17 protein-coding genes are annotated in these 24675 nt (G+C 66.1%); 5 read left to right on the forward strand and 12 right to left on the reverse strand.

What is annotated here, in order from left to right; all coding sequences use genetic code 11:
- Positions 1 to 42 precede the first annotated feature (42 nt).
- Together A3AC_RS0115515 and A3AC_RS0115520 are read right to left on the reverse strand one after the other, a co-directional pair.
- On the reverse strand, positions 43 to 951 hold the full coding sequence (locus A3AC_RS0115515; protein WP_025599914.1) for a formate/nitrite transporter family protein: 909 nt from the start codon (positions 949 to 951) through the stop codon (positions 43 to 45).
- Entirely contained in the window at positions 951 to 1193 is a 243-nt protein-coding gene (locus A3AC_RS0115520) for a hypothetical protein (RefSeq protein WP_025599916.1), read from the reverse strand. The genes A3AC_RS0115515 and A3AC_RS0115520 overlap by 1 nt, the downstream gene beginning before the upstream one ends.
- A 357-nt stretch (positions 1194 to 1550) precedes the next feature.
- On the opposite strand from A3AC_RS0115520, the gene A3AC_RS0115525 reads away from it, so the two are divergent.
- The 4 genes from A3AC_RS0115525 to A3AC_RS0115540 all read left to right on the forward strand — a co-directional run bounded on the left by A3AC_RS0115525 (position 1551) and on the right by A3AC_RS0115540 (position 4250).
- The gene (locus A3AC_RS0115525) at positions 1551 to 1841 is read left to right on the forward strand and encodes a hypothetical protein (protein WP_025599917.1); all 291 of its coding nucleotides are present in this window, start codon (positions 1551 to 1553) and stop codon (positions 1839 to 1841) included.
- A gap of 96 nt (positions 1842 to 1937) precedes the next feature.
- A complete protein-coding gene (locus A3AC_RS0115530; protein WP_025599918.1) occupies positions 1938 to 2165 on the forward strand; it encodes a hypothetical protein in 228 nt (75 codons plus the stop codon).
- 16 nt (positions 2166 to 2181) lie between these two features.
- Positions 2182 to 2892: a response regulator gene (locus A3AC_RS0115535; RefSeq protein WP_025599919.1), complete on the forward strand. Its 711-nt coding sequence runs from the start codon at positions 2182 to 2184 to the stop codon at positions 2890 to 2892.
- Positions 2892 to 4250 (forward strand): ATP-binding protein, encoded by a 1359-nt coding sequence (locus A3AC_RS0115540; protein ID WP_025599921.1) that lies wholly within the window; start codon positions 2892 to 2894, stop codon positions 4248 to 4250. The genes A3AC_RS0115535 and A3AC_RS0115540 overlap by 1 nt, the downstream gene beginning before the upstream one ends.
- Positions 4251 to 4267: 17 nt before the next feature.
- Here A3AC_RS0115540 and A3AC_RS0115545 read toward each other — a convergent pair whose 3' ends face one another.
- From A3AC_RS0115545 to bcsD, 9 genes are all read right to left on the reverse strand, one after another.
- On the reverse strand, positions 4268 to 4534 hold the full coding sequence (locus A3AC_RS0115545) for a hypothetical protein (RefSeq protein WP_025599922.1): 267 nt from the start codon (positions 4532 to 4534) through the stop codon (positions 4268 to 4270).
- Between the two features lie 277 nt (positions 4535 to 4811).
- A complete protein-coding gene (locus tag A3AC_RS0115550; RefSeq protein ID WP_025599924.1) occupies positions 4812 to 7469 on the reverse strand; it encodes a response regulator in 2658 nt (885 codons plus the stop codon).
- A gap of 314 nt (positions 7470 to 7783) precedes the next feature.
- Positions 7784 to 12619 (reverse strand): cellulose synthase subunit BcsC-related outer membrane protein, encoded by a 4836-nt coding sequence (locus A3AC_RS0115560; protein WP_025599926.1) that lies wholly within the window; start codon positions 12617 to 12619, stop codon positions 7784 to 7786.
- Entirely contained in the window at positions 12610 to 13803 is a 1194-nt protein-coding gene (gene bcsZ / locus A3AC_RS0115565; protein WP_025599928.1) for a cellulose synthase complex periplasmic endoglucanase BcsZ, read from the reverse strand. The genes A3AC_RS0115560 and bcsZ overlap by 10 nt, the downstream gene beginning before the upstream one ends.
- 1 nt (position 13804) lies before the next feature.
- Complete coding sequence (bcsB, locus tag A3AC_RS0115570; RefSeq protein ID WP_025599929.1) at positions 13805 to 16339, reverse strand: cellulose biosynthesis cyclic di-GMP-binding regulatory protein BcsB; 2535 nt, start codon at positions 16337 to 16339, stop codon at positions 13805 to 13807.
- 3 nt (positions 16340 to 16342) lie between these two features.
- Positions 16343 to 18547, reverse strand: coding sequence for a UDP-forming cellulose synthase catalytic subunit (bcsA, locus tag A3AC_RS0115575; protein WP_025599930.1), 2205 nt, complete (start codon positions 18545 to 18547; stop codon positions 16343 to 16345).
- Positions 18544 to 19332 carry a cellulose biosynthesis protein BcsQ gene (gene bcsQ, locus A3AC_RS0115580; RefSeq protein ID WP_025599931.1) on the reverse strand — a complete coding sequence of 263 codons (789 nt, stop codon included), beginning with the start codon at positions 19330 to 19332 and terminating at the stop codon, positions 18544 to 18546. The genes bcsA and bcsQ overlap by 4 nt, the downstream gene beginning before the upstream one ends.
- The gene (gene bcsP, locus A3AC_RS0115585) at positions 19329 to 20216 is read right to left on the reverse strand and encodes a cellulose biosynthesis protein BcsP (protein WP_025599932.1); all 888 of its coding nucleotides are present in this window, start codon (positions 20214 to 20216) and stop codon (positions 19329 to 19331) included. Before bcsP ends, bcsQ begins: the two co-directional genes overlap by 4 nt.
- Positions 20217 to 20363: 147 nt before the next feature.
- Positions 20364 to 20819, reverse strand: a complete 456-nt coding sequence (bcsD, locus tag A3AC_RS0115590) for a cellulose biosynthesis protein BcsD (protein ID WP_025599933.1) — start codon at positions 20817 to 20819, stop codon at positions 20364 to 20366.
- Between the two features lie 593 nt (positions 20820 to 21412).
- Here bcsD and A3AC_RS0115595 point away from each other — a divergent pair.
- Positions 21413 to 23746 carry a bifunctional diguanylate cyclase/phosphodiesterase gene (locus A3AC_RS0115595; protein ID WP_025599935.1) on the forward strand — a complete coding sequence of 778 codons (2334 nt, stop codon included), beginning with the start codon at positions 21413 to 21415 and terminating at the stop codon, positions 23744 to 23746.
- A gap of 117 nt (positions 23747 to 23863) precedes the next feature.
- Here the strand turns inward: A3AC_RS0115595 and hpaI are convergent, their stop codons facing one another.
- On the reverse strand, positions 23864 to 24667 hold the full coding sequence (gene hpaI / locus A3AC_RS0115600) for a 4-hydroxy-2-oxoheptanedioate aldolase (RefSeq protein WP_025599936.1): 804 nt from the start codon (positions 24665 to 24667) through the stop codon (positions 23864 to 23866).
- Between the last annotated feature and the right edge of the window lie 8 nt (positions 24668 to 24675).

Genomic DNA, 24675 nt, shown 5'->3' on the forward strand with positions numbered 1-24675 from the left:
GGGCCGCCGCGCGCGCGATGCAAAGCGGCCCCGCTTCACGAGTCAGCGAGGGCCGCTGATCTCCGGCGCGATCGCCGCGTGATTGAGCAGCGCGACCAGCGACATGCCGCCCACCGTATTGCCCACGAGCGTGGGCACGAGGAAGCGCAGGAAGTAGTCGCGCAGGCTCGCGTCGCCGCTGAGGAACGCATAAGCCACTTCCGTCGACCCGGCGATGATGTGCGACAGATGGCTGACGGCCACCACATAGGTAATCAGCAGCACCGTCAACAGCCGGCCTGAACGCGCGCTCGGCAACAGCCAGACCATCAACGCAATCAGCCAGCCGGCGAAAACCGCCTTCACCATCGTCGGCAGCATATGCTCGGAGCCGACCGCCGCGCGCGAGACTTCGCCAAATGCATCCACCACGGCGGGCGCGAATACATCGGGAATGCGCAGCATGGCTGCGAAAATCCATGTGCTGACGAGGTTGAAGAACAGCACGACGGCCCATAGCCGCATGGCTTTGAGCAGGGTGCGCGGGTCGCGCCGCGTCAGTACGGGCAGTACGACGGTCAGCGTGCTTTCGGTGAAAAGCTGCTGCCGGCCCATGATGACCAGCACGAAGCCCATCGAATAGCCGAAGCTCGACACGAGATGACGCCATGATGTATCGGGCAGGCCGGCTTCGAGCACCGCTTGCGTGAGAAACGAAAATCCCATTGAAAGCCCTGCCGCGAGCGACGACCAGACCAACGCGCCGATGGTCCGCTCAAGTGCGGCTTCGCCCTCCGCACGCACTATCTCGTGCAGCACGAGCGCGTGCGGGGCGGTATGGTGCGCCGCCTGGTCCTGCTCGCCCTCGCTCAGATGCGGGGAATCCGCGCCCGCGTCTTCGGCGCGAGGCGCTTCGGAGGTGGCCGCTTCGGCGGACGACTGTCGTGGCTTGTCGCGCGTCGCTTCGGCCATCAGCGAGCCTCCTTCCAGCGTGAGGGCGGCAGTTCGCAGACTGCTTCCTCGGGCTCCCGCAGTGCGGCAAGCGCGGCTTCGAGACGGGCGATGCGGGCTCGTTGCGCCGGCATCAGCGGCGCGCCCGACAGCGCGCGCAAACGGCTTTCCCAGTACGAAAGCGGAAGGGAATCATTCACCGGGATGCGCCCGAACACCAGTTCGAGGTGGGCGATCTCCCTGTCCAGGTTCTGGTAGCTCATGTGAAATGTCCGGTAAGAAGCGATCAAGCGGGGACGACATCGCGCGGCAGGCGAGGCGGCTCTGGCGCGTCACTTCTTGGGGAGCAATCGCCGTTCCCCGATTCGTCAGGACAACGGGGAATTCACCAGGCGTTCTTGCCGTCGCCATGTCCTATCCTCCAGCAAGGGCAATTGCGGCGGGCGCAGCATCCGTTGGCGCGGCGCGCGGCGCTTTGCGGGCAGGCAGCCGGTCATGACATCGAGCGACATAAATCTGCAATTGCCTTGCAGCAGCGGTTCCACAAGAATTCGACCTGTCATTGAACGGATCGCGGCACACGCAGGCGACGCTCGGTGGTTCTATGCAAGGAGTCGGTCATGAAAAAATTGCTCGCTGCCGTTCTGTTGTGCTGCGCGTCCACCGTCACGTTCGCTCAGGCTGCACCTCAAGGCGCCAATCCGCAGCGCGTCGAGCGCATGGTTCAGCAGCTCCAGTCGCGTTTTGCGAACTCCAACACCACGCATGACGGCAAGCTCACCAAAGAGCAGGCCGCGGCCGGCATGCCGATGGTCGCAAGCCACTTCGACGAGATCGACACGCAAAAGGCCGGCTACGTCACGCTGCCGCAGATCGAAAACTACATGCGCGAACGCGCCGCGATGCGCTGAGCGGCGCACCTCGCGGGCGCTTGCAGCACCCGGGCACCGCCACGAACCTCGTATTCATCGGATCACTCACCCAGCCCCTCTCGCCCCACACGTGCGATGAAACCTGCCACGTCCCGCCGTTTGCGTCTTGCGCGTGCATCGATCGTCGTGTCGGTGAGCGCCGCGCTCGCCGCTTGCGTGAGCGTCGGACCGGACTTCACGCAGCCTGGTGACGCGCTCGCGCAAAACCAGGGAATTGCGGCGCTTGCGGCAGTGTCGTTCTACGTGCTGTTGCAGCGCATTGCCGAACGGCATACCGCGCGCAAGGCGCAGAAGGAAGCCTGAAACAGGGAGCTTTCGCATGGACCGGCCCGCAAAAATCATCGTGCTCGACGACGAAATCGAGCTGCGCAACATGCTGCAGCGTTTCTTGCGCGGGCACGGCTTCGACGTGCGGGTCGCAGAAGACAGCAAGCGGCTCGACCGCTATCTCGAGCGTGAACCGTTCGACCTGCTGGTGCTCGATCTGATGATCGGCGAAGAAGACGGACTCGCTATCTGCTCGCGGCTGCGCGCGCAAGGCCAGACTTTGCCGATCCTCATGCTGACCGCGAAGGGCGATCCGCTCGACAAGGTGCTCGGTCTGGAAACCGGCGCCGATGACTACCTCGCCAAGCCGTTCCTGCCGCGCGAACTGGTCGCGCGAATCAACGCGCTGTTGCGGCGCCAGAAAATCGCTTCCGGCGATGTCACGGTCACTTCTCAATGTGTGCGCTTCGGCGATTTCACGCTCGATGTCGGCAAGCAGCAGCTCACGCGTGGCGGTGCGCTGCTCGACATTCATTCGGCGCAGATGCTGCTGCTCGTCGCGCTCGCGTCGTCGCCGAACCGGCCGGTGAGCCGCGACAATCTGCTCGCGCGGGCGCGAGGCCGCGATCATGACGCGCTCGATCGCAGCATCGACGTGCAAGTGCTGCGCCTGCGGCAAATCATCGAGGACGATCCGTCCAAGCCGCGCTTCATCAAGACCGTATGGGGCGTTGGTTACATGCTGATCGCGGACGTCGACTGATGAGGCGCCCGCTGTTGCGAAACCTGCTGCCGCGCACGTTGCTCGCGCGCAATATCGCGTTGCTGATCGCGCTCGTCGTGTTGAGCCAGGTATGCTCGCTTGGTGTGCTGCTGCATTATGTGCAGCGGCCTCGCGTGGAGCGGGCGGCTGCTGTGTTCGCCACCTACGTGACGACGCTCGACGATCTGTTGCAGACCACGCCCAACGGCGCACGCGACGCGCTGACCGCGCGGCTCGACGTACATGCGCAGCTTCCCGACAGTGCGCAAACCGAGCCGCCGCCGAGCTTGATGCGCGCATATCGCACTTACCAGCGCAACGTGTTCCTCGAAAGCTTGCGCGCGCATCTTCCCGCCGACATGGAAACGCGCTGGCAAACGGGGGGCGGGCAGAGGCTGTGGATTCGCATGCACGCGCCTGCCGCTGCCCCGGGCGGCGCGGCGGCTTCCGCGCCTTACTGGATCGCGCTGCCGATTCCCGAGGACGCGCAGGGCAATGGGCTGGACGCCGCCATCCTGCTGTCGCTTGGTCTGGCCGCGCTCGCGGCCTTGACCGGCTATGCGATCCAGCTTCATCTGAACCGGCCGCTTCAGGAACTGACCCATTCGGCGCGGCGCCTGAGTGCCGGTGAAACGCCGCCGCCGCTGCCGACCGACGGGCCCATCGAAATCGCCGCGGTGAGCAGCGCGTTCAACCAGATGACGAAGGCGCTAAAGCAAGCGGAGGCCACGCGCGCGCTGATGCTCGCCGGCATTTCGCACGACATTCGCACGCCGCTTACCAAACTGCGCCTTTCGATGGCGATGCCCGAGAACAGCGACAGCAGTTTCGTGGTGGCAGCGGAGTCGTATCTCGACCAGATCGAAACCATCTTGCAGCAGTTCATGGATTACGCCGGCAGCGGCGAGCGCGAGCCTGCCGAGCCTGGCGATCTGAATGCGCTGATCGAGCGGCTTGCCGGTGATTTCGCGGGGCTCGGTCATGAGTTCGAGTTGTCGCTCGCGCGCCTGCCGCTCGTCGACTATCGGCCGGTGAGCATGATGCGGCTCCTGATGAACCTGATGCAGAACGCCATCGTCTACGGCGGCAGCGGGCTCGCGGTGCGCAGCTGGGCGAGCGCCGATCTCGTGTATGTGGCGGTCGGCGACCGGGGCAAGGGCTTATCGGCGGAAGAACTCGAACTGCTCAAGGCGCCGTTCCAGCGCGGCCGCAATGCGCGCTCGCATAGCGGCGGCACGGGGCTGGGGCTCGCGATCGTCGAACGGATCGCGCGGCTGCACGGCGGCAGGGTGGAGTTTCATGCCCGCGAAGGCGGCGGACTGGAGGTGTGGGTGGTGCTGCCGGCGCGAGCCGGCTAATTGTGGGGGCACAAACCTCACTGGCGATCGAGCCACGCATCCAGTCCCACGCGGAACGCCACGCCGGCAATCACCGGCACGGTCAGCATCAGGATGATGCCGAAGTTCGGAATCTGGTCGCCATAGGCAATCGGCTGGTACAGCACCACCCCGGCGACGATCGCGAAGACGATTACTCCGACGGCTACCATCAGAACATTGCGCACCGTGATGGACACCTCTTTGCGCCTGGGCTTCGCGGGACTCGGGCTCGCGGCGGAGGCTGGATCGTGTTGGGCAGTCATGATGGATCTCGTGACAAAAATGCGGCGGAGGAAGGCGCGCATTCAACGGCAACAATGGCAACCGCGGCAGCTACGGCAACGACAGCAACTGCCGCAACGACGGCAACGGCGGAAACAATGGCACAGCGGCAACATGAAGCGCGCGCCCGGCATCATACCAGGGGCCGCACGTGCAACGCATTTTGCGCCGCGTGTGATTGCACCGATGTAAACCAATATATGCCGCATTCCGGGCAACGGTGCTAAAAGCGCATGCCCGGAATGGTGGCGTGCAGCGTCACGACGCGGCTTCGATTGGATCGAGCCAGCGCGCGAATTCGTGCCGCAACTGCGCGAGGCCGAACGGTTTACCCAGGATCCGCGCGCCAGGAATGCTCTCGCCGATAGAAGCATGCGCGCCATAGCCGGATACCAGCAGGACGTGCATGTCCGGCTGCACCTGCAGCACCGCGCGCGCGAGGTTGTCGCCCGACATACCGGGTAGCGTGATGTCCGTGCAGAGGACGTCGTAGCGTTGCGCCGACACCAGCGGCAGGGCTTCTTCGGCGCTGCCGACCGGCGTGCAGTCGAGCCCTAGCGCGCCCAGCAGAAGGCTCAGCGCGTCGCGGGAATCGGCGTCGTCTTCGACGAGCAGCACATGGGCCGGCACGCGCGTCGGCGCTGCCTGGGGGGCGGCGTCGAACTGAAGCTCGCGCTTGCCCGGCACTTCGCCCCCCGTCATATCACCTCCCGGCGGGTCGTACGCGACGCTCGGCACGCATGCAGCGATTTGCCTGTCGGTCATCTTGCCGACAGACGCGGCACCGGCAGCCGGCGCACGCGCGGCGCGCAGCACGCTGCGCACCTTGCCCGCGAGATCGTCACGACGATATGGTTTGGACAACAGCGTGATGCCGGCGTCGAGCTTGCCGTGGTGGACAATTTCGTCGCGCGTATAGCCGGAAGTGAACAGCGTCGGCACCGCCGGCGAGCGCGCCGCGGCACGCCGCGCCAGTTCGACGCTCTTTATCTTGCCGGGCATCACCACGTCGGTGAACAACAGGTCGATCGGCACGTCGCTATGAATGAAGTCCAGCGCCACGTCGCCGCTCGATGCAGTCAGCACCTTATAGCCGAGCTGCACGAGGATTTCGACGGCGGTCAGACGCACGTCGGCATCGTCCTCGACCACGAGCACCGTTTCGCCGCCGCCCACGGGCGCGCTGGTTTCGTCGGCGGCTTCAGCGGTTTCCGGTTCGCCACAGCGCGGGAAAAACAGCGACACCGTCGTGCCATGCCCCACCTCGCTTTCGATCACCGTATGCCCGCCGCTTTGCCTGACGAAGCCAAACACCATGCTCAGGCCAAGGCCCGTTCCATGCCCGTGCGGTTTGGTCGTGAAGAACGGTTCGAACGCGTGTTCAAGCACCTCGGGCGGCATGCCCGCGCCCGTGTCCGTGACCGAAAACACCACGTATTCTCCTGGCGCAAGCTCCGGCTTGTCGCTGCAAAAAGCCGCGTCGAGCACGCGGTTTGCGGCGCATACGGTGAGCGTGCCGTCTGCTTTCATCGCGTCGCGCGCATTGATTGCGAGGTTGAGCAGTGCATTTTCGAGCTGGTTGCGGTCGACCTGCACGTGCCACAGCTCGTCGCTCAATATCGTTTCGATCCGCACGGTTTCACCGAGCGCGCGATGCAGCATCTCGCTCATGCCGGCAAGCAGGCGGCGCGGGTTGAGCACGGTGGGCGAGAGCGGCTGGCGCCGCGCGAACGCGAGCAGATGCGAGGCGAGTTTCGCGCCGCGCTTCACCGCATTCGTGGCCGCCGACAAACGGCGCAGAGTGACCGGATTGTTGTCTGCCTCGGCGGCCATCATCTGCAGATTGCCGTTGATCACTTGCAGCACGTTGTTGAAGTCGTGCGCGACGCCGCCTGTGAGGCTGCCGATCGCTTCCATCTTCTGCGCCTGACGCAGTTGCTCTTCGGCCAGCGCGCGTGCGGCGACCGCATCGGCGACGCGCTGTTCGAGCGTTTCGGTCAACTGGCGCAGCGACTGCTCGGCGATCTTGCGCTCGTGGATGTCGATCAGCACAGCCGGAAAGCGGGTGGGCTGACCGTGTTCGTCGAACTCGCACTGGCCGTTTGCCTGCACCCACACGTACTCCCCGTCAGGCCGGCGAATGCGGTACTCCGCGCGAAACGGCCTGCCTGGTTGCAGTGCCTGGGTCCGCATATGTTCGAGCAGCGACTGATCGTCTGGATGAATTACTCGCGTCGCGGCGCTGTGATCGACGCCATGGGCGGCTTCTTCCACCGAGAAGGAAAAGGTGCGGGCAAAACGCTCGTCGCCGGTGATCTTGCCGGTCTGCATGTCGGCGACGCATGTGCCGAGCACGGCGCCGGTATTGAGCGCAAGTTGCAGGCGTTCGTTGGTCTCGTGCAGATCCGCTTCGGCGCGTTGGCGCCAGCGTTCGGTGAGCACACGCTCGGTAGTTTCGACCACGACGGCGATTACGCCCGCGGGCGCGCCGCTGTCGTCGGCGACCGGGCTGTAGTACAGGTCCATCCACACGTCCTCGGGCTTGCCTTCGCGCAGCAGCACGAGTTCCTTGTCGCGATACGAGAGCGTGCCGCCGCCAAGACAGGTCTCCATTACATGACGATTGAATTCCGCGACCTCGGGCCAGCCTATTTCGACAGGGCATCCCAGCAGATACGGATGCCGCCCGCCTGCGAAAACGGCATACGCGTCGTTGTAGATCATGTAGCCGGATTTGCCCCACAGCAGCACGAGCGGCACCGGCGAAGCAAGCAGCAACTGCACCGTGGCGGTCAGGCTGCGGGGCCAATCCGCAATCGCGCCGATGCCGGTTGCCGACCAGTCGAATTCACTGATGCGCCGCGCCATCTCGCCGCTCCAGCCCGAACAGCCGTGATCTTGTGCCGGAAATGGCATGCTGCGCTCCACGGAGATCGCGTTGATGAATGGGTCTCCAGTCTGCCGGTTCACATTGTCCGCGTAAAGGGCCGATACGCGATGGACGCGGATTCGTTGCGCACGCACCTTGATGCGCGCAACTTTTACCTGTGCGGGTCGCGCATGCTCTCACAAGCGGCAATAAACGCTGCGCGCGGCTTACACGATCCTTCGGAAGATACGGGGCAGTTCCTGCTGATGGCACGTTGCGCGCGCGTATCCGCGGGTCGGAAGGTCGCGCGATAACCCTGAACGTGCTGACAAGCGACGAAGGCGCAGCGCGCCTTCTTCCGCTAGTTGGACAGCGACAGATAAGGCGAGGTGAGCGGCGTCGGCGGGAACGGTTGGAGGCCGGTCTGTTTCGTGAAGCTGTAGCGCATGTAGACGGCGGCAAGCCACTCGCGATATTGATAAGCATTGCCAAGCGAAGCCGTTGCCCCGAACGCCAGTTGCGGCGCGAGTTGATATTCGCCCACCGCGCTGAGCGAATACGAGACGCCGGTCTTGCTCTGCCCAGGGTACTGGGCGTTGCTGTCGACGCTATTGCCGATCAGCGTGGCGTTCGCCGCCGCGGCCGCTTGCAAGCCGCCCGAGTCGCCGAGCGGGAAGTAGTTCGACGCGTCCTGGCGGTAATGCTGCACGCCGATCGAGCCTTTCACGTCATAAGTAAAGGCGCCGTTGCGGCCGGTCCATTCGATGGGCAAATTCAGGATCACGTATTGTTGCGGGCTGAAGTAACCGCCCTGGCCATACGTGAAGTACGACAGGTTCTTGTTGTAACGCATGAGCGTCGTATTCACGCCGACGGTCAGCGTCTGATCCGCATCCTTGAAGACGCGCGTATAGATGCCGCCGCCGCCCTTCACGGCGTTGTTGCTCGCGACATTGTGGCCCTGGTAGTACTGGTACGCGGCGTTCACATACAGACCGTTGGTGCCGTCGTCCCATGCGAGGCTCGCGAGGCCGCCCGTCGACGTGACGCCGCCCCATTCGAGGCCGGACGCCGCGTCGCGCGTGCCCGCGTACGACAGCAGGCTGTCGGTCACCGCGCGCCGTGCGACGGCCAGCGAGTACGACACCTTGTCGCTGATGCCGCCGTTGTACTGCGCGCCCCCGACAATGTTGGTTTCGCGAAAGCCGATCGGCGTCACACCGATATCGCCGGACAGCGAGCGGCCTTCGTAGCCGACCGAGAGCCCGACGCCGCTCGCGGTCTGGCTGCCATAGTTATTGGTGCCCGCCACGGCCGCCGCAGCCGACGTGCTGTTCGACAGGCCAGCGCCGAAGCGCGCGAGCGTCGAGACGTTGCCGGAGGCCGTCCCCGCATCCAGCGTGACGGGCGTCGCCGTCACGACAACATGGCCGTTGCCCGCCTTGATGCGGCCCTGGACTGGCGCCTCGATGTCGGTGAGCGTGGACAGGCCGTCCTCGCCGCTGCGGTTGCGAAACACGATGCCGGCCGAGATCGTGCTCGCCTGCTCGCGATTGACCTGCGCCAGTTCCTCCGCCACGCCGAGCGTCTGCGCGTTGGCGACGTTCGGCTGTTCGTAGTTCGCGCCCGGCTGCTGTGGGGAATACGCTTGCGCGTAGCCGGTGGGCGGCTGCGGGATGTACGGTTGCTGCTGCGCGTAATAGCCCTGATTGCCGTAGACCTGCTGCTGCGGCGGATAGGGTTGATACGGCTGCTGACCATACTGCTGCTGCGGATACGGCTGTTGTTGCGCATACGCCTGTTGTTGCGCATACGCCTGTTGCTGCGGATACGACTGATAAGGCTGCTGCGCATAACCCTGCTGCACATAACCCTGCTGCCCGTTATACGGCTGCTGCTGCGCGTAACCGGCTCCATTGCGGCTGTTCTTCGACGCGCTTTGCTTTTTGCTCGTGCTGCGCCTGCCGTTGGCCGCGCCATTCGTCGTCGCACCGTAAGGCTGTGTCGTCCCTGCGTTGGCCTGCGCCGCGCGCGCGGCGGGCGACATGGGCCACGGCGTCGGCGCGTAGCCGTCCGGCGTGCCGTACTGCTGCTGCGGATACGCCTGCTGCGGATACGGCGCCTGCTGCGCATAGGCCGGGTTGTACGGCTGCTGCATAGGCGTCGCAGCCGGCATCTGCGGCGAGCCTGCTTCGCGGCCCTGTCCAGGGTAGGGCTGCAACGGCGCGCCGGACTGGCTCGAACCGTTGCTCTCCTGACCGTAGCCGCCCGTGTCGGCGCCCTGGCGAGGCGCGTTGGACGGCAGCGGGGCCGACACGCCGTTCGGCGCATAAGGCTGCGTGTACGGCTGCATGTACGGCTGCGCAGTCGGCTGTAAGGCCGGCTGCAAATACGGCTGAGCAGGTGCCGCATAAGGAGCGACATACGGCGCGGGCTGCGTGGGCGGCGGATAGTTCGGCACGGTCTGTGTCGGCAATGAAGATTGCGAGTACGGAAGCGAAGCGCGCGCGGCATTCGCCGAAGCATTGAAGCCCAGCGCGGCGTTATCGGCGTCGGTCGGCGCGACCGTCGCGGTTTTTCCTTCGAAGGGATTGGTGCCGGGCAGCGGCGTCGCGCCGATACGCCGCATCGCCGTCTCCCAACCGCGCGGCACATTGCTCGCGGCGCCGCTGCGCGGCGCGTTGGCCATCAGCGGCGTGTTCGCGGCGACGAGCGATCGTTGCAGATACGTCGACGCAAGCGACAGCTTGCCTTCCGCGCGATACATGCGCCCGACTGTGGCGAGCACTCCGGGATCGTTGGGCGCCGCCTTCAACGCCTCTTTCGCGAGCGATTCCGCGTCGCTGAACTGCTTCGCGCCCGACGCAGCGGAAATGGCCGCCTGCAGCAGACTGAGATCGTCGGGCTTGCGCCGCAATGCGACGCGATAGCTTTCGAGCGCGTTGCGGTCGTCGCCGGCAGTCGCATACAGACGGCCGAGCGCCGCTTGCAGATCGGGATTGTCCGGCATCGCGGCGAGCCACGGCGCGATCACGTCATAGGCGCTCGCGAGATCGCCGCGCTGACGCACCAGGTCGCATTGCTTGATGACGATGCCGAGATTCAGGTTGCCGAAATCCGTGCGCTGCTGCGGCGTCAACTGCATCGACGCGAGCCGGCGCATCACCATGCCGAGCTCCGACTCCTGCTGCGTCGCCGAGAGAATGCCCGCATATTGCAGCAGCAAATCGGTGTTGCCGGGCGCCGCGCTCATCGCGCCGCGCACGAGAGAGAGCGCGTGGTTCGGGTCGCCGGCCTGCTGGTAGCCGGCCGCGAGCACGCCGATCAGTTCGGGACTGTTGCCGGCTACAGGCTCGGCGGCGCGCAGCGTCGCCAGCGCCTGTTGCGTCTGGCCGGCGCGCGCCATGCGGGTCGCGAGCTCAGCCTGCTGATGCACCCACAGGCGATGCTGCAATGACGCCATCGCGTCGGTGCGTTGCGCCGCGGGTATGCGTTCGAGTTGCGCGAGGCCGGTCGACCAGTCCTGCGTTTCCGCGGACAGCAGCGCGCTCGCGTACAGCGCATCCGTCATGTCGGGATGTGCGGCGAGCAGGCCGTCCATCATGCTGCGCGCGTTGGCGACTGCGCCCTGGCGCACGTAGATGCGCGCGAGGTCGAGGCGCACCCACGGGTCGTCGGGCGTGTTGAGCAGCGCGTCTTCGAAGAGGCTGCGCGCGCTGCCCAGGTCGCCGCGCGCTTCCGCGGCGCGCGCCTGCGCGGCTTGAGCTTCGCCTCGCAGACGGTTGATGCCGCCCGCCTTCGACTGCTGTTCCGCGTTCAACTGATTGGCGAACTGCAGCGCCTCGTCGCCGCGGCCTTGAGCGGCGAGGGCGCCGACGAGTCCGCGAATCGCATCGGGGTTGTCGGCCTGGCGGCGCAGTGCCATCCGGTACGCCTGTTCGGCGCCGGCCGCGTCATGGTTGGCGAGCAGCATTTCGCCGAGCAGCACCTGCGCGGTGACGTCGGACGGGTTCAGCGCGATCGCGCGTTCGAACAGAGACTTCGCCTTCGCGAACTCGCCGTTGCTGCGCGCGCCGATCGCGTCGCTCGTGTAGGTCCAGTAGGTCGCGCTGTCGAGCGCGCTTTTCCAGCGCGCCGGATTGCCGTTGCGCGACGCGCGCTCCAGGTAGTTGCGCGCTTCGGCGAAATGCTCCTGCTTCAGCGCGGCGATGCCCATGCCGCCAAGCGCGTCGGTGTCGTTCGGACTATTGGCGAGCACCGACGAAAACTTCGCGCGCGCGGTAGCCGGGTCGTTGTGATCGAGCGCGGCGAAACCGTCTGCAATCATGCGGCCGCGCGCGTCCACGCTGGCGTTTTCCTGCGCGCGCTCGCGCGCCGCCCTGTCCTGCTGCACCATCGAATCGAAACGCGCCTTGACCGCGGCGTCGTCGCTGGCGCTTTGCAGGTAGGCCTGGTACAACGCGGCATCCGACGGACGTGCGTCGAGCCAGAGCAGCGCCTGGCGCCAGCTCTTTTTCGCCGACGCGCCCACTGTGCTGTCGCCCGCGAGCTTTTGCAGCCGCGCGATACCGTCGCGGCGCGTGACGTCGCGATAGGTCAGATGCTGCGCGTAAGCGAGCGCGTAACGCGGATCGTCGGGATTGTCGCGCGCGAGCTGTTCGAGTCCCCGGCGCGCCTGGTCCCAGCCTTGCGGCGTGGCCGAGAGCGCCTGGTAGTACTCGAGCTGCAATTCGGGCGTGGCCGGCTTGCCGGTCAAAGCCCGCTGATATTCCTGCACCGCGCTCGCGCTTTGGCCGCTTTGCGCGAGCCGCCGCGCGTCGTTCACCGTCTGGTCGCGCAGGCTCGATTCGCCGAGCCGCCGGCCGAGGTCGTCCAGACGCGGGTAGTCGGGCGCGACCGCCTTCAAACGCGACAGATATTGCTGCGCGCCCGCGCCGTCCTTGCGGTCGGCAAGCACCATGCCCATGCCGAACAGCGCGTCGGGCTGTTTCGGATCGATGCGCAGTACCTTGAGCCACGCCTGTTCGGCGAGGTCGCCGCGCTGATGCGACTGCCAGTACTTGCCCTGGTCGATCAGCACGCTCATCGGATCTTTGGACGCCTGCGCCAACGCGTCGGGCGCGGCGGCGGCCACGCAGCAGGCGAGCGGCACGCTCAGCGCGAAGCGCAGCGACCTTGCAAGAGCGCTCAGTCGCATGCGTTTCTCCAGCTCGGCACGAGACGGCCGCTTTCGTCGAAGCGATAGCGTCCGTCGATGAAACCCGTGCCGAACAAGCCCAGGACCCTGTCGTAGTACACCGGTTCGCGGCCCGGCACGCTCGCGTCGAGCGCGGCCAGATGCGTGCGCGCGAGGCCGAGGCCGTGCGCGTCGCCTTGCGCCTTGAAGTACGGCGCGAGCGCGCCCCAGTAGCTGAGTGGGCCTTCGCCGCTTGCAGTGCCGCTCGTCGACGACACTTTCTCCGGCGGGAAGCCGTTTTGCGCGACTCGCGCGCGCATGCCGCCGAGCGCCGCGAGCCACGGCTTCGCGAGCGGATCGGCGGGGGCCGCGAGGCCGGCCCACAGATATACGCGGATCGCGTCGTAGCTGCCGGTGTCGCCGTTTGTCGGATCGACCACGAACTGGCCGTTCTGCCACGCTGCCCAGTCCGGCGCGAAGCCTTGCGGCGAAGTGGTCTTGATGAATCTGTAGGCGCTCTCCGCGAGCTTCGCCCACGGGCCGTTCGGAATCTCGTGCGCGAGCGCGCGCAGCACGGGCAGCGGCAGATAGCTCGGATTCAGGCGCGTGACGCCGCCGTCCTTGAAGCCTTGCGGCCCCGGCAGCAGCATCGGACCAATGCCCGGCAGGCTCGTCATTTCATCGCGGGCAATGCGCGCCGCGAGCGCCTGACCAAGTTGCGTGTAAGCGGGCTCATGCCACAGGCGTCCGGCTTGCAGCAGGTCGTAGGCGATCCACAAGTCGGAGTCGGAAGCGGAATTGGGATCGAGCACGCCATACGAGCCGTCCGCTTTCCTGCCCCATTGCCAGGCCGGCAGGCGCACGTTCTGCGGATCGAACTGATTGCCCGCGAGGTTCGCGCGCGTCCAGTTCAGAAGCCGGTCGAAGGTCGCGCGATCGTTCGCGACGAGCGCCAAGAAGAGGCCGTATGACTGGCCTTCCGAGGTGGTCTGCTGAGCCGGCGTCGAGTAGTCGATGACGCGGCCGTCGGCCTGTACGAAACGTTCGACGAAAGTGCGATAGCCGCTCCAGTCGCCGCATGGGCCGGGTGCGGCGGCCGGCTGTGCGGTCTTCACGAGCCGCGCGAAGCTCGCCGATGCCGCGAGTCCCAGCGTCAGGCCGAGCGCCAGCGCGAGGCCCTGTTTCCTGTTGATTCGAAACCGCATATCAGTCCTGTGAGTCCTTCAAACGGCGCGCCGCGACCGAGCGCAGCATCCGGTAGAACAGTCCGGCGATGATCAGCGCCGCGAGTACGCCGCCCAGCATCAGCAAGAGCGGATGCGACGAGAGCGCCCAGCGCAGATACTCCTGCGGCGACAGATGGCCGACATAATAAGCCTCGCCGTTCGAGGCGATGGTCACCGTGCGGCCGTGAATCACGGCCATCGCGCCTTGAATTTCCGGCAGCATGTCGGCGTCGAGCAGGGCTGCGGACAGATCGGCGTCCGACTGTCCGGCCGCGCTGATCAGCGCCACCGCGCTGCGGCCCTTCTTGAGCGGCGATTCGAAGCCGGTCAGGAGTGCGTCGCCATTCGAGCTCACGAGCGTCAGGTCGGCGCGCGCGGGCAGGCGCTCCACTCCGCGTTCGCCGTGCCACCAGTCCTCGAGCTTGAAAACGATGTCGGAGATCTGGAAGGTGTGCGAGTCGCCGTTGCTCGAGAAGGGCATCGACTTCGCCCAGCGTTGCAGGAGCGGCTGCTTGCCCGGCGCGCCGAAAATCAGCAGGTCCTTGTCGGCGTACTTGTCGACGTCGTCGGCCGTGCCCACGGTCACGCCCGCCACCGGATAGCCGGTCGACGCGCCCATGCGGCCCATCGTCAGCAGATACAGGCTGTAGTCGCTCGAATCCGCGTCGTTCGGCAGGATCGCCGCGGTTTCCGACAGATCCGCCATGCGCGTGAACGGAAAGCCGCTGTTGGCGAACGCCGCCAGATCCGGCAGCGCCATGTAGTGCGGGAACGACGACAGGTCGATGGTCGAGTTCGGGTCCACCGCGCCGATCACGTTTTGCAGCAGCCGGCCGTGACACTCGCCGGTATTCGGAATGTCGTAGTAGAAGTGCAGACGCAGTTGCGCGCGCGGCGTCAGCAGAAGCGGCGGAATATGCACGGTGCGGCGCGCCTCAGCGGTTTTGTCGGGCAGCACCTGCGCGAAGTAGCGGCTCAGTTCGAACATCGAACTCGACTCGGCCGGAATCGGCAGCGACTGCACGAAGCCCTTGTTCACGCTCACATTCAGCGACGAGCGGTCACGCAGCGGCCGCGGTGTGTAGCGGTAGCGCAGGTCGATCGGCGCGCCCTTGGTGTGCCACATGAACAGGTCGGGCGGCACACGCAGATTCACGTGGACCGCGTCGGCGTCGTAGCCGGAGACGGTCAGGTCGCTCGCGTCGGCGAGTTCGCCGAAGCGGACCGGGCGGTTGGTCGGCAACCAGTTCGGCGCGTCGTACGGCGCGCGCTTCGCGAGTTCGGTCAGGCCCGTGATGGTCGCGCTTTGTCCGGTCAGCATGTTCCGGCCGATGCCGAGCGCGCGCGCGGCGATCTTGAGTTCGGCGTCGCTGCGCCCCAGCACGAGCAGCAGCTTGCCGCGCGCCGGCGCGTCACGCTCGACCACTGCCACGGTCGGGCCGGAGATCGGCGGAATCTTTACGCCGGCAGGGCGCTGATCGTCGGTGGCGAACACCACGGCGTTGCCCGACAGCGGCACATTGTCCTGCTGCGCCGGGAAAACCGCGCCGCGATAGCCGGCGAGTGCGCCGAACCACGAGGCCACGATGCCGCCGGCTTCGAGCGTGCCGGCGCTCGGCTTGTGCGGAAACACGAACGGCAATTCGAGGCGGCGCACGTCGCGGCGGTCGAAGAACGGTTGCGGCAAGGCCGCCAGATCCGGCTTGCTGGCGAGCGACGCGTACGTCAGGTCGAGCGAGCTTGCGTTGCTGACGGTGGCCCACAGCGACGAGTTCGCCGGGTCTTCGCAGTTCGTCGTGTAATGGCCGATCAGCTGGACGTTCAGGTGATTGAATTCGGTGACGAAGCGCGGATCGATCGAAACGTCGCGCGCGACCATCATGCCGGCCTGCTCGCGCGGCACCGGCAGCGTGGCGGCAACCTCGCCGTTCACCAGCACCTTCAGTTGCGAGATGTTAGGCAGCAGCGCAGGCGAGTAGCTATAGACCAGATGCAGGACCGCGCCGGTCACCACTTCGTCGCCGCGCACGGAGAACGCCACGCCGTTCTGGCCGTCGGTGCCGCGCAGTTGCAGGGGGTCGAGCGCGCCAAGGTCGGCGAACGTGAGCGTCTGGCGGCGGCCGCCCGGCACCAGCGTGCCCGGCTCGGCCGTGGTCGGCGCCGTGACGCCGAGCGCCTTGACCGCGGATGCGGCGAGTGCCGGCGTCGGCGTGGCCAGCGGCGCCTGGGCGATCATCGCGGAATCGTAGGGCACCGCGGGGCTCGGCGGCGCAACGTTGCCTGTGCCCGTGGCCGCGCTCGTAGTGAGATTGGTGGCCGCGGCCGCCGCTTCGGCCACCGAGGCGAGCGGCGCCGAAAGCGCGGTCTGCAACGCGAGCCAGCCGGCGACGCCGCGCGCGAGGCGCGAGGCGCGGCGGCGTTGCACGCCGCGCAGCTGCAACCCTGTGTCGCTGCGACTGTCATTGCGCTCGTGTTTCGAGCATTCGGTGCTTCCCTTCGCCATCCTGTTGCGCATAGATCAGTCTTTGGTTTTTAGCTTCTTGACGTCCACCGGACGGCTTTTCAGCGAGCTTCGCAAGTCGCTGTAAAGATGCTCGAAGAGCCCCGCGATGCCGCGCGCACCGACCGTCAGCACGTGCGTGAGGCCGCGCAGCGGAGTGTCCTGCTGACGTCCTTCGGCCCAGCCGGTCCAGGCGTCGGCGCGGGCAAAGGTGGTCTTCACGAACTCGTACTCCTGCTCGCGGGTCATCGCCGAGAAGCGCAGGCCCACGCGGCCCGGCGCCGTGAAGCCGACCGTGGCGGGGAACGCGTATTCCTCGTCGCCGCGAAAGAGCGATACGGTGACGCGCTCGTGCATCGGCACCTGAATCGCTGCCGGCAGCGCAACGCCCACGCCGCCTTCCGAGTAGTCGATGGTCCGGCACGCGAGCGTGCGTCCCGTCGAGAACTTGAGCATCACCGGCATTTCCATCGCGACGCGGTGCACCGCGCGAATCTGCCGCCGCTCTCTCGCGGCGGCCACGCTCGCGCCGAGAATCAGCATGTTGTAGACCGTCCAGCCCAGGTTCAGCAGCGTGGTCTGCACGACGCTGCGCGTGTGCCAGTTCAGGTAGATATGCACGATGCCCACGCAGAAGCCGATCAGGTTCAGCAACAGCAGGAACAGGTACGGCCGCGAGATCGCCCAGTCAAAGTAGTTCTTCTCTATCTGACCGCCCTTGGCCGTCACGTTGAACTTGCCGAGCTTCGGGTTGATCAGCGCGAGCAGGGTGGGCGCGGTAATGTACGACGCCAGCACCGACTCGTACACCTCGGCCCAGAACGAATGACGGAACGAGCGCTGCATGCGCGAATTGGTGACGCTCGCGTGCATCATGTGCGGCAGCGCGTAGATCGCGATGGTGCTCGCGGCGGCCTCGATCACGTGCGCGCCGAAGAACAGATACGACAGCGGCGCCGTCAGGAACACGAGACGCGGGATGCCGTAGAAGAAGTGCATCATCGCGTTCAGATAGCACAGCCGCTGGCCGAACTTCAGGCCCTTGCCGGTGAGCGGATTGTCGATGCGGAAAATCTGCGTCATGCCGCGCGCCCAGCGGATGCGCTGGCCGATGTGGCCGGACAGGCTTTCGGTGGCGAGCCCCGCGGCTTGCGGGATCGCCAGATAGGCGGTGGTGTAGCCGAGCCGGTGGAGCTTCAGCGCGGTGTGCGCGTCCTCGGTGACGGTTTCGACTGCAATGCCGCCGATCTCTTCCACCATGCTCCGGCGCAGGAGCGCGCACGAACCGCAGAAGAACGTGGCGTTCCACAGGTCGTTGCCGTCCTGCACGAGCCCGTAGAACAGCTCGCCTTCGTTCGGCACTTTGCGGAAGGTGCCGAGGTTGCGCTCGAACGGGTCGGCGGAAAAGAAGTGATGCGGCGTTTGCAGCATCGACAGCAGCTTGTCGCGCAGGAACCAGCCGAGGCCGATTTGCAGGAACGAGCGGGTCGGAATGTGATCGCAGTCGAAAATGGCGAGGTATTCGCCGTTGGTGATCTTGAGCGCCTCGTTGATGTTGCCGGCCTTCGCGTGGCGGTTGTGCGTGCGGATCGTCCAGTTGACGCCGACTTCCTCGCAGAACGCCTTGAACTCGGGACGGCGGCCGTCGTCGAGCACGTGGATGGACAGCTTTTCGGCCGGATAGTCGAGCGCGAGCGCCGCGTAGATGGTCGGCTTCACCACCGAGAGCGGCTCGTTGTACGTGGGAATGAAGACGTCGACGGTCGGCCATGCGTCGCGCGAGGCGGGCAGCGGCATCGGCTTGCGCTTGAGCGGCCACGCGGTCTGGAAGTAGCCGAGCATCAGCACGAGCGTCGAATAGACCTCGGCGGACACGAGCAGCAGACCCCATGCGGCGTCGAGCGGATGCTCCCAGTAAGTGGTCGCGGTGAGCCGCCAGTACATATAGCGGCCAGAGGTGACCACCGAGAGCATGATCATGACCATCGTCGCGTAACGGCCTTGCATGCGGCGAAACAGCAGCGCGGTGATGAAGCAGCAGGTGGCGAACGTCAGTTGCTCGTAGAACGCGAGCGGCACGGTGAAGACGAAGTAGAGCGTGACGAGCGCAAACAGCGTGATCAGCGCGGTGACGATGCGGCTGTTCCAGAAGCGCGCGTCGACAAGGCGTTCGAGCCGCGACGGTTCCACCGCTTCAATGGGCTCCGATTGCGGCGTGCTCATGCGACGTTCCTCGGCGAGACGGCGATGGCGTCGACCGCCGACATGAGCCACGAGCCGCACGCGCGGAAGTCGGCGGCGGCCTGGCTCAACGGGTCGTAATGGATGAGCGTGGTGTCGCAGGCAAGCGCTTCGCTCACGCCTTCGTCCAGATGGATCACGCCGGGGAACAGCCTGTCGCCGAGCATCTGGCGCAGAACCTTCAGCACGTCCTTGGTCAACTGGCGCGACTGGTCGATCTGGTTCACCACGTAGCCGACGCCGCCGAACTCCGCGCGCGGCGCCGCGTAGGTCTCAATCAGCCGCTCCATCTGCGGAATGGCCGCGTATGACGCCGCGTCGGCCAGCACCACGTTCAGCGCGAAGGTGGCCGCGCACAACGCGGCGCGCACATACGCGGACGAACCCGGCGGCGTGTCGACGATCACCACGTCGGACGCGTCGAGCCGCAGGGTCCGCAGCGCGTGCGCGAGCCACAGCGGGTCCTGGTCGACATGTGCTTCGAAGCGGCGGCGGTCTTCCTCCAGCACGGCGCCGTAGGGCAGGACCGTCACGCCGTCGACGCCGTCGAACATGACCGACTGCCATGCGTCGCCTGTCAAGGTGGCGCGCGAGACGCCGTCGATGCTGTCGAGCGGCACGCCGAAGTGCAGGCGCAGCGCGTTCTGCGGATCGAGGTCGAGCGCGATTACGCGCCGGCCGCTCGCGGCCAGCACGGAAGCGAGATTGGCGGCAAGGGTCGTCTTGCCGACGCCGCCTTTGGCGGACACTACCGCGATGACTTTCATGAGCGACGCGGGCCGTTGACGAGCCACGAGTTCGGCGCCGCGGCTTCGGCGGCGCGGGCCGGCGCGGCGGTGCCGTGCGGCGTGCCGCGCAGGCGGTCGAAGAGCGACTGCAGCGCGACGGGCTCCGCGGCCGGCCCGGCGGCGCGGGAGGGCGCGGGTTCCGGTTCGCGGTTGAAGAGCTTGCCGAGGATCGAGGGTTGTTGTTGCGGCGGGGACGCGGGGGCTGACATTGGTGCGGATGCGGACGTGGCGGCCGACGCTGGCACAGATCCGGGCGCGGGCGCGGACATCGGCGAGTGCGTCGGCGCTACGGCGGGCGCGGCGGCAAGCGTCACCGCCTTCATCGTCGCGGGACTCGCGGGGCCGGCATGGGCACGGACGTGTGCCGATGCCCCTGCTTTTGCTTCTGCCGGAGCCGACGCCAAACCAGCCGCATCGACCGGCGGCACGGCGTCCGCCGATCCGGAAGCCGGTAGCGTTGCGGCAGTGCCGCTGCTACCAGCAGCGCCGAAGCGCGCCGCGCCGCGCGGGACGACCGGCGCAGCCGCCGGGACGATAACCGGTGGAATGTCGCGCCGCGGCGATCGCGTGAAAAGCGGCGCTTTCGCGCGCATGACCGAGACGGCGTCTTTCGGCGCGGCATCCTGGCGATCGGCGGCTGGCGCTGCTGCGGCGGGCTCGCCGTCGGCCGGTTGCGGCCTCGTGCTGGTCTGCCCGTGCGGCCCGATAGCGGGAATCGGCGGCTGCCGCAAGTCCAGCGTCACGAGCAGCGGCCAACGCGTACGTGCCGTATGCGCCTCGTTCTCGCGACCAATCTCCTGGTACGCGCTGGCATCGCCGCCGAAATGATCGAATAACTTTTCGATGTCGCTTGATGAACTCATGATGCCGCCATTCTTGTCATGACCTGCGTTACCCAATCTTTATGCGCAGCCGCCGCAGACCCGATCTCAATCCCAATACCAGTTCCCAGCCCACTGGCTGGCGCGCACCGGTCCTGCGCACCGCCTGGCTCTATCGCTGTCGTTATGTCACACCGCGTGACGGCCGAGCCGGAACTCGAGCGCCGTATCGTCCGCATATTCGCCTGTCTGCACGACCGACAGACCCTGCGCGCCGAGCGCGCTCAACCACGTCTGGTACGCGCCCTCCAGAAAAGCGGGCGTCCACGCGAGCGCGCTGTTGCCGAAAGCCGGCAGCGGCGCGCAGTAATGGACGATGCGTAGCGACTCGCGTTCGTCCGCCAGCTCCACATAGCCCCAATCGATTTCCCGCCAGCGCGCGTTCAAGGTGCGCGCGAGATCCGCCGTCGAGTCGCACGCGGGCAAAGGATGCGAGGCCGCAAAGCGGCTGCCCACGCGGTGCATCAGTTGACGCAGTTCATCGCGGCCGATCTGCGCCTCGAACTCCGCGGCCAATGCGGAAAGCATGCCCCGCCATTGCGGTGACAGTTGACGGTCCAGCAGGTAATCGAGGATTGCAGCCATGTTGTCTGGAAAATGGCCGTCGCAAGAAACTGCATGAAGCAGATGCCGACGACCGGGTGCAGGAGAAAGGTGTTCGTTAAATCGTGCATTGCACGCGGACCGAGGTTATTTTTACCGCCATTAACCAGGCGCTTCCGCACACTTTGGAGCAGTCTACTTAAGACGTTAACTTTTAGCCACTTTCGGTCACCTGTCCGATACGCGCGAAACCGTTGTCTGAGGAAAGCCGGCGCGGGGTGCCGGGCGGCGTCGACACCTGCCAGTCCGCTGTCACGCGCGATGGCGGTACGTACTTCGTATTAACGGCAGGTCTCGGCCGTTCTTTTAGCTTCCTTTCCTAACCCCGTCTTTCTGTAAATGCAGCGCGCCATAATGCAGCCGGAATATATTCCTCAGCGCTAAACGTATGATCTTTAACATACTCGGTAGCCGTCTGCAAAAGCGCGTGTCGGGCGTGTGACGTAGCCCCCAACGTCCTTCCCATGCAGAAGCCGCCAGGTAGCAATTGCCGTATATTTCGCAAGGGCTAAACATTCGTCAGATATTTGCCGATATACATAGGTAGAGTGACCGGACCTGCCCTAGCCATCCCTATGCTCCTGACCTTGCCGCAGCAATCCGCCGATGCCGGCCTGCGCGAGCGCTTTCACCGGCGCTCGCTCGAACATCAGCGTCCGCTCTCGACGGTGACCATGGCGTTCACTGTCGTCGCCTTTCTCTGTCTGGTGGCGGCGCGCGGCCTTGCCGGCGGGCCGGCGGAGCCGCTTGCATACCGGCTCGGCTGCGCGCTGGTGCTGGCCCTGCTGGTGCTCGCCATTCCGCGCGCCCGCTCGACCTGGAGCTTCGGCGCGATCGGCGTGGCGTTCTCGCTCACGCTCGTGGTCGGCCTCGCGCTGAACGTGGCGGGCGTGCAACAGCCGCTGTTGTGGAGCTTGCCGGCGATGGTCGTCATACCGGTTTGCGCCGCGCCGTTGTGGCTCACGCCGACGCATTTCTTCGTCGGCAGCGCGCTTTTCTATGCGACGGCGGTCGGCTTGCTGCTCGGCGCGCCGCGCACGGCCGACGTCGACGTCGTGGTGTGGATGTGGGTGGCGGCGATCGGCATGCCGACGGCTGTCGTGTTTCACTTCGGTTTTTACTGGTTCCGGCGCAATCACTTTCTGCTCGAAGACCAGCTCGCGCAGCTCGCCGCCACCGATCCGCTGACCGGCCTGCAGAACCGCCGTGCGTTCGTCGCGCAGGCGGAGCGACGCCTCGCCGATGTCGCGCATGGCGGCCAGGTGAGCGCGATTTTTCTCGACATCGACAATTTCAAATCGCTGAACGACCGCTTCGGTCATGCGGAGGGCGACCTGGCGTTGCGTCAGGTCGCGCAGATTCTGCTCGAAGGGACCACGCCCGCCGACAGCGTGAGCCGGATCGGCGGCGAGGAGTTCGCGGTGCTGTCGTGCGAAGGACTTGTGGGCGCGCTAAGTCTCGCCGAGCGGTTGCGCGGCGCGATTGCCGCGCTCCCGAGGTCGGACGGCAATCTGACCGCGAGCTTCGGCGTGGCTGAGCACCGCGTCGGCGAGAACATCATGGTGCTGCTTGATCGTGCCGATGAAGCCTTGCTGCGCGCCAAGCATTCCGGCAGGAACCGCGTGTGCGCCGAGCGCCCGCTACCCGACGCGCCGCTGCAACTGCTGATCGAGGACGCGTGTGGCGCGGCGGGCACGGCCGGCTTGCGGCATAGATGGGAAGACTATTACCTGACCTCGCACTTTCAGCCGCTTTTCAGCCTGTCGCATCAGAAGCAGGTCGGTTTCGAGGCGCTGTTGCGCGGCGAACTGGACGACGGCACGCTGCTGCCGCCGGCCGTGCTGTTCGCGCCCACGCCGTCGAGCGACGAGGGCGTGCTCGACCGCGCGAGCCACGCCGTGCATCTGGCCAACGCGCGCGCCTTGCTGCCCGCGGACGGTTGGCTCTTTCTTAACATTCTGCCGGCCACCTTCGTCGCCGAAGGCTATGCCGATGAACTCGCCGCCATCGTGCGAAGAGTGGAGCTCGCGCCGGAGCAGGTGATTCTCGAAATTCTCGAATCGCATGGCGGCAGCGTCGACGAGATGTCGCGGGCGGCGGCCTCGTACCGCGAGCACGGTTTCCTGATTGCGGTCGACGATTTCGGCGCCGGCCAATCGAACCTCGACCGGCTGCTGCGCATTCGTCCGGACATCGTCAAGCTCGACGGCGAACTGATACGCGCAACCGGTCACGGCACCGGGCAGCCGATCCTGCCGAAGCTTGTGTCGCTGCTGCATCAGGCGGGCATGCTGGTGGTGGTGGAGGGCGTCGAGACGACAGAGGAGTTGATACTTGCGGTCGAATCGAATGTGGACTTCGCGCAAGGCTATCTGCTGGGGCGCCCTGCGGCCGAGATCGTGCCGCCGGGTTCGGTGCACCTGCGTATCGACGATGCTTTCGACGTGATCGCGCAAGGCCGCGCGCATCAGCATGCGTTGTTCGAATCCGAGGTGGAGCCTTGCCGGCTCGCGTTGCTCGAGGCTGCGGACGCGTTGCGCGAGGGCGCCGAAATGACGCGCGCGTTTGCTCTTCTCGCGACGTTCGAGCGTTGCGTGAGCTGCTTTATTCTCGACGATTCGGGGCGGCAGGTCGGGCCAGAACTGCCGGGCCCGGCTTGGGTGAAGGATGGCGCGTCGCTGCATCCGGTGGCCAATCCGCGCGACGCGCGCTGGGACCACCGGCCGTACTATCGCAATGCGGTGCTGCTGCCGGGAGTGGCAGTCGCCAGTAATCCTTATCTTTCTCTCGCCAGCGGCAGGCCGTGCATTGCGGTCACGCTCGCCGTGCAGTTCGCAGACGAGCGCTCCGTGATCGGCGTGGAGTTGGACTGGTCCGCGCAAGGGTTGCCGTGGCCTGCGGGGGAGTAAGCGAGATCTAACCGCGCGATGCGCTGGGTTATTCGCTGTAGTAGATGGTGGAGTGCGCAATTACTCTGTTTGTGCCTTCTGGGCAATCGCATATCACGGTGTTGTCATAGCGGACATTCAGTATCCGCCCGTCCCTGCGGCATGCAATCCGGCACTGTTCTTATACGACGCCGCCAGTTCCGCCGCCGCGCGGCTCAACAAGCCGGTATCGGTTCCGACCGCCACAAACGTAGCCCCTGCCGCGAGATATTCCCCGGCAATCGCGCGATCCGGCGCGAGCACGCCTGCAGCCTTGCCCGCGCGCCGCACGGTTTCTATGCCGCCGCGAATCGCTTCGCGCACGCTTGCATCGCCAGGTTTGCCGAGCAGCCCCATCGACGCGGCCAAATCGGAGGGGCCGAAAAACACGCCATCAATGCCATCCACCGCGGCAATCGCCGGCAGATTCCGCATGCTCGGCACCGTTTCGGCTTGCACGATCACGCACAGTTCGTCGGCAGCGCGATTCAGGTAGTCGGGCACGCGGTTCCAGCGCGACGCGCGCGCCAACGCACTGCCCACGCCGCGAATGCCTTGCGGCGGATAGCGCGTTGCCGCGACTGCATCGGCGGCCTGTTCGGCGGTGTCGATCATCGGCAGCAGTAGGGTTTGGGCGCCGACGTCGAGCAGCTGCTTGATCAAGGCGCTGTCGCTTCGTACCGGCCGCACGACCGGGTGCGACGCGTAGGCTGCAACGGCCTGCAACTGCGCGAGCGTACTGCGTACGTCGTTAGGCGCGTGTTCGTTGTCGATCAGCAGCCAGTCGAAGCCGGCGGTCGCGAGCAACTCGGTCACGTACGCGTCGGCAAGCGCGGCCCACAGGCCGAATTGCGGCGTGCCTTCGCGTAGCGCGCGTTTGAATGGGTTTTGCGGCAAGGACATAGGCGCAC

The sequence above is a fragment of the Burkholderia sp. WSM2230 genome (assembly GCF_000472445.1).
Taxonomy (GTDB): Bacteria; Pseudomonadota; Gammaproteobacteria; order Burkholderiales; family Burkholderiaceae; genus Paraburkholderia.

What these genes read in the sequence shown, in the direction of transcription:
- A3AC_RS0115515 (WP_025599914.1), bottom strand. Translation starts at nt 951, where the DNA reads ATGGCCGAAGCGACGCGCGACAAGCCACGACAGTCGTCCGCCGAAGCG.
- A3AC_RS0115520 (WP_025599916.1), bottom strand. Translation starts at nt 1,193, where the DNA reads ATGAGCTACCAGAACCTGGACAGGGAGATCGCCCACCTCGAACTGGTG.
- A3AC_RS0115525 (WP_025599917.1), top strand. Translation starts at nt 1,551, where the DNA reads ATGAAAAAATTGCTCGCTGCCGTTCTGTTGTGCTGCGCGTCCACCGTC.
- A3AC_RS0115530 (WP_025599918.1), top strand. Translation starts at nt 1,938, where the DNA reads ATGAAACCTGCCACGTCCCGCCGTTTGCGTCTTGCGCGTGCATCGATC.
- A3AC_RS0115535 (WP_025599919.1), top strand. Translation starts at nt 2,182, where the DNA reads ATGGACCGGCCCGCAAAAATCATCGTGCTCGACGACGAAATCGAGCTG.
- A3AC_RS0115540 (WP_025599921.1), top strand. Translation starts at nt 2,892, where the DNA reads ATGAGGCGCCCGCTGTTGCGAAACCTGCTGCCGCGCACGTTGCTCGCG.
- A3AC_RS0115545 (WP_025599922.1), bottom strand. Translation starts at nt 4,534, where the DNA reads ATGACTGCCCAACACGATCCAGCCTCCGCCGCGAGCCCGAGTCCCGCG.
- A3AC_RS0115550 (WP_025599924.1), bottom strand. Translation starts at nt 7,469, where the DNA reads ATGCCATTTCCGGCACAAGATCACGGCTGTTCGGGCTGGAGCGGCGAG.
- A3AC_RS0115560 (WP_025599926.1), bottom strand. Translation starts at nt 12,619, where the DNA reads ATGCGACTGAGCGCTCTTGCAAGGTCGCTGCGCTTCGCGCTGAGCGTG.
- bcsZ (WP_025599928.1), bottom strand. Translation starts at nt 13,803, where the DNA reads ATGCGGTTTCGAATCAACAGGAAACAGGGCCTCGCGCTGGCGCTCGGC.
- bcsB (WP_025599929.1), bottom strand. Translation starts at nt 16,339, where the DNA reads ATGCGCAACAGGATGGCGAAGGGAAGCACCGAATGCTCGAAACACGAG.
- bcsA (WP_025599930.1), bottom strand. Translation starts at nt 18,547, where the DNA reads ATGAGCACGCCGCAATCGGAGCCCATTGAAGCGGTGGAACCGTCGCGG.
- bcsQ (WP_025599931.1), bottom strand. Translation starts at nt 19,332, where the DNA reads ATGAAAGTCATCGCGGTAGTGTCCGCCAAAGGCGGCGTCGGCAAGACG.
- bcsP (WP_025599932.1), bottom strand. Translation starts at nt 20,216, where the DNA reads ATGAGTTCATCAAGCGACATCGAAAAGTTATTCGATCATTTCGGCGGC.
- bcsD (WP_025599933.1), bottom strand. Translation starts at nt 20,819, where the DNA reads ATGGCTGCAATCCTCGATTACCTGCTGGACCGTCAACTGTCACCGCAA.
- A3AC_RS0115595 (WP_025599935.1), top strand. Translation starts at nt 21,413, where the DNA reads ATGCTCCTGACCTTGCCGCAGCAATCCGCCGATGCCGGCCTGCGCGAG.
- hpaI (WP_025599936.1), bottom strand. Translation starts at nt 24,667, where the DNA reads ATGTCCTTGCCGCAAAACCCATTCAAACGCGCGCTACGCGAAGGCACG.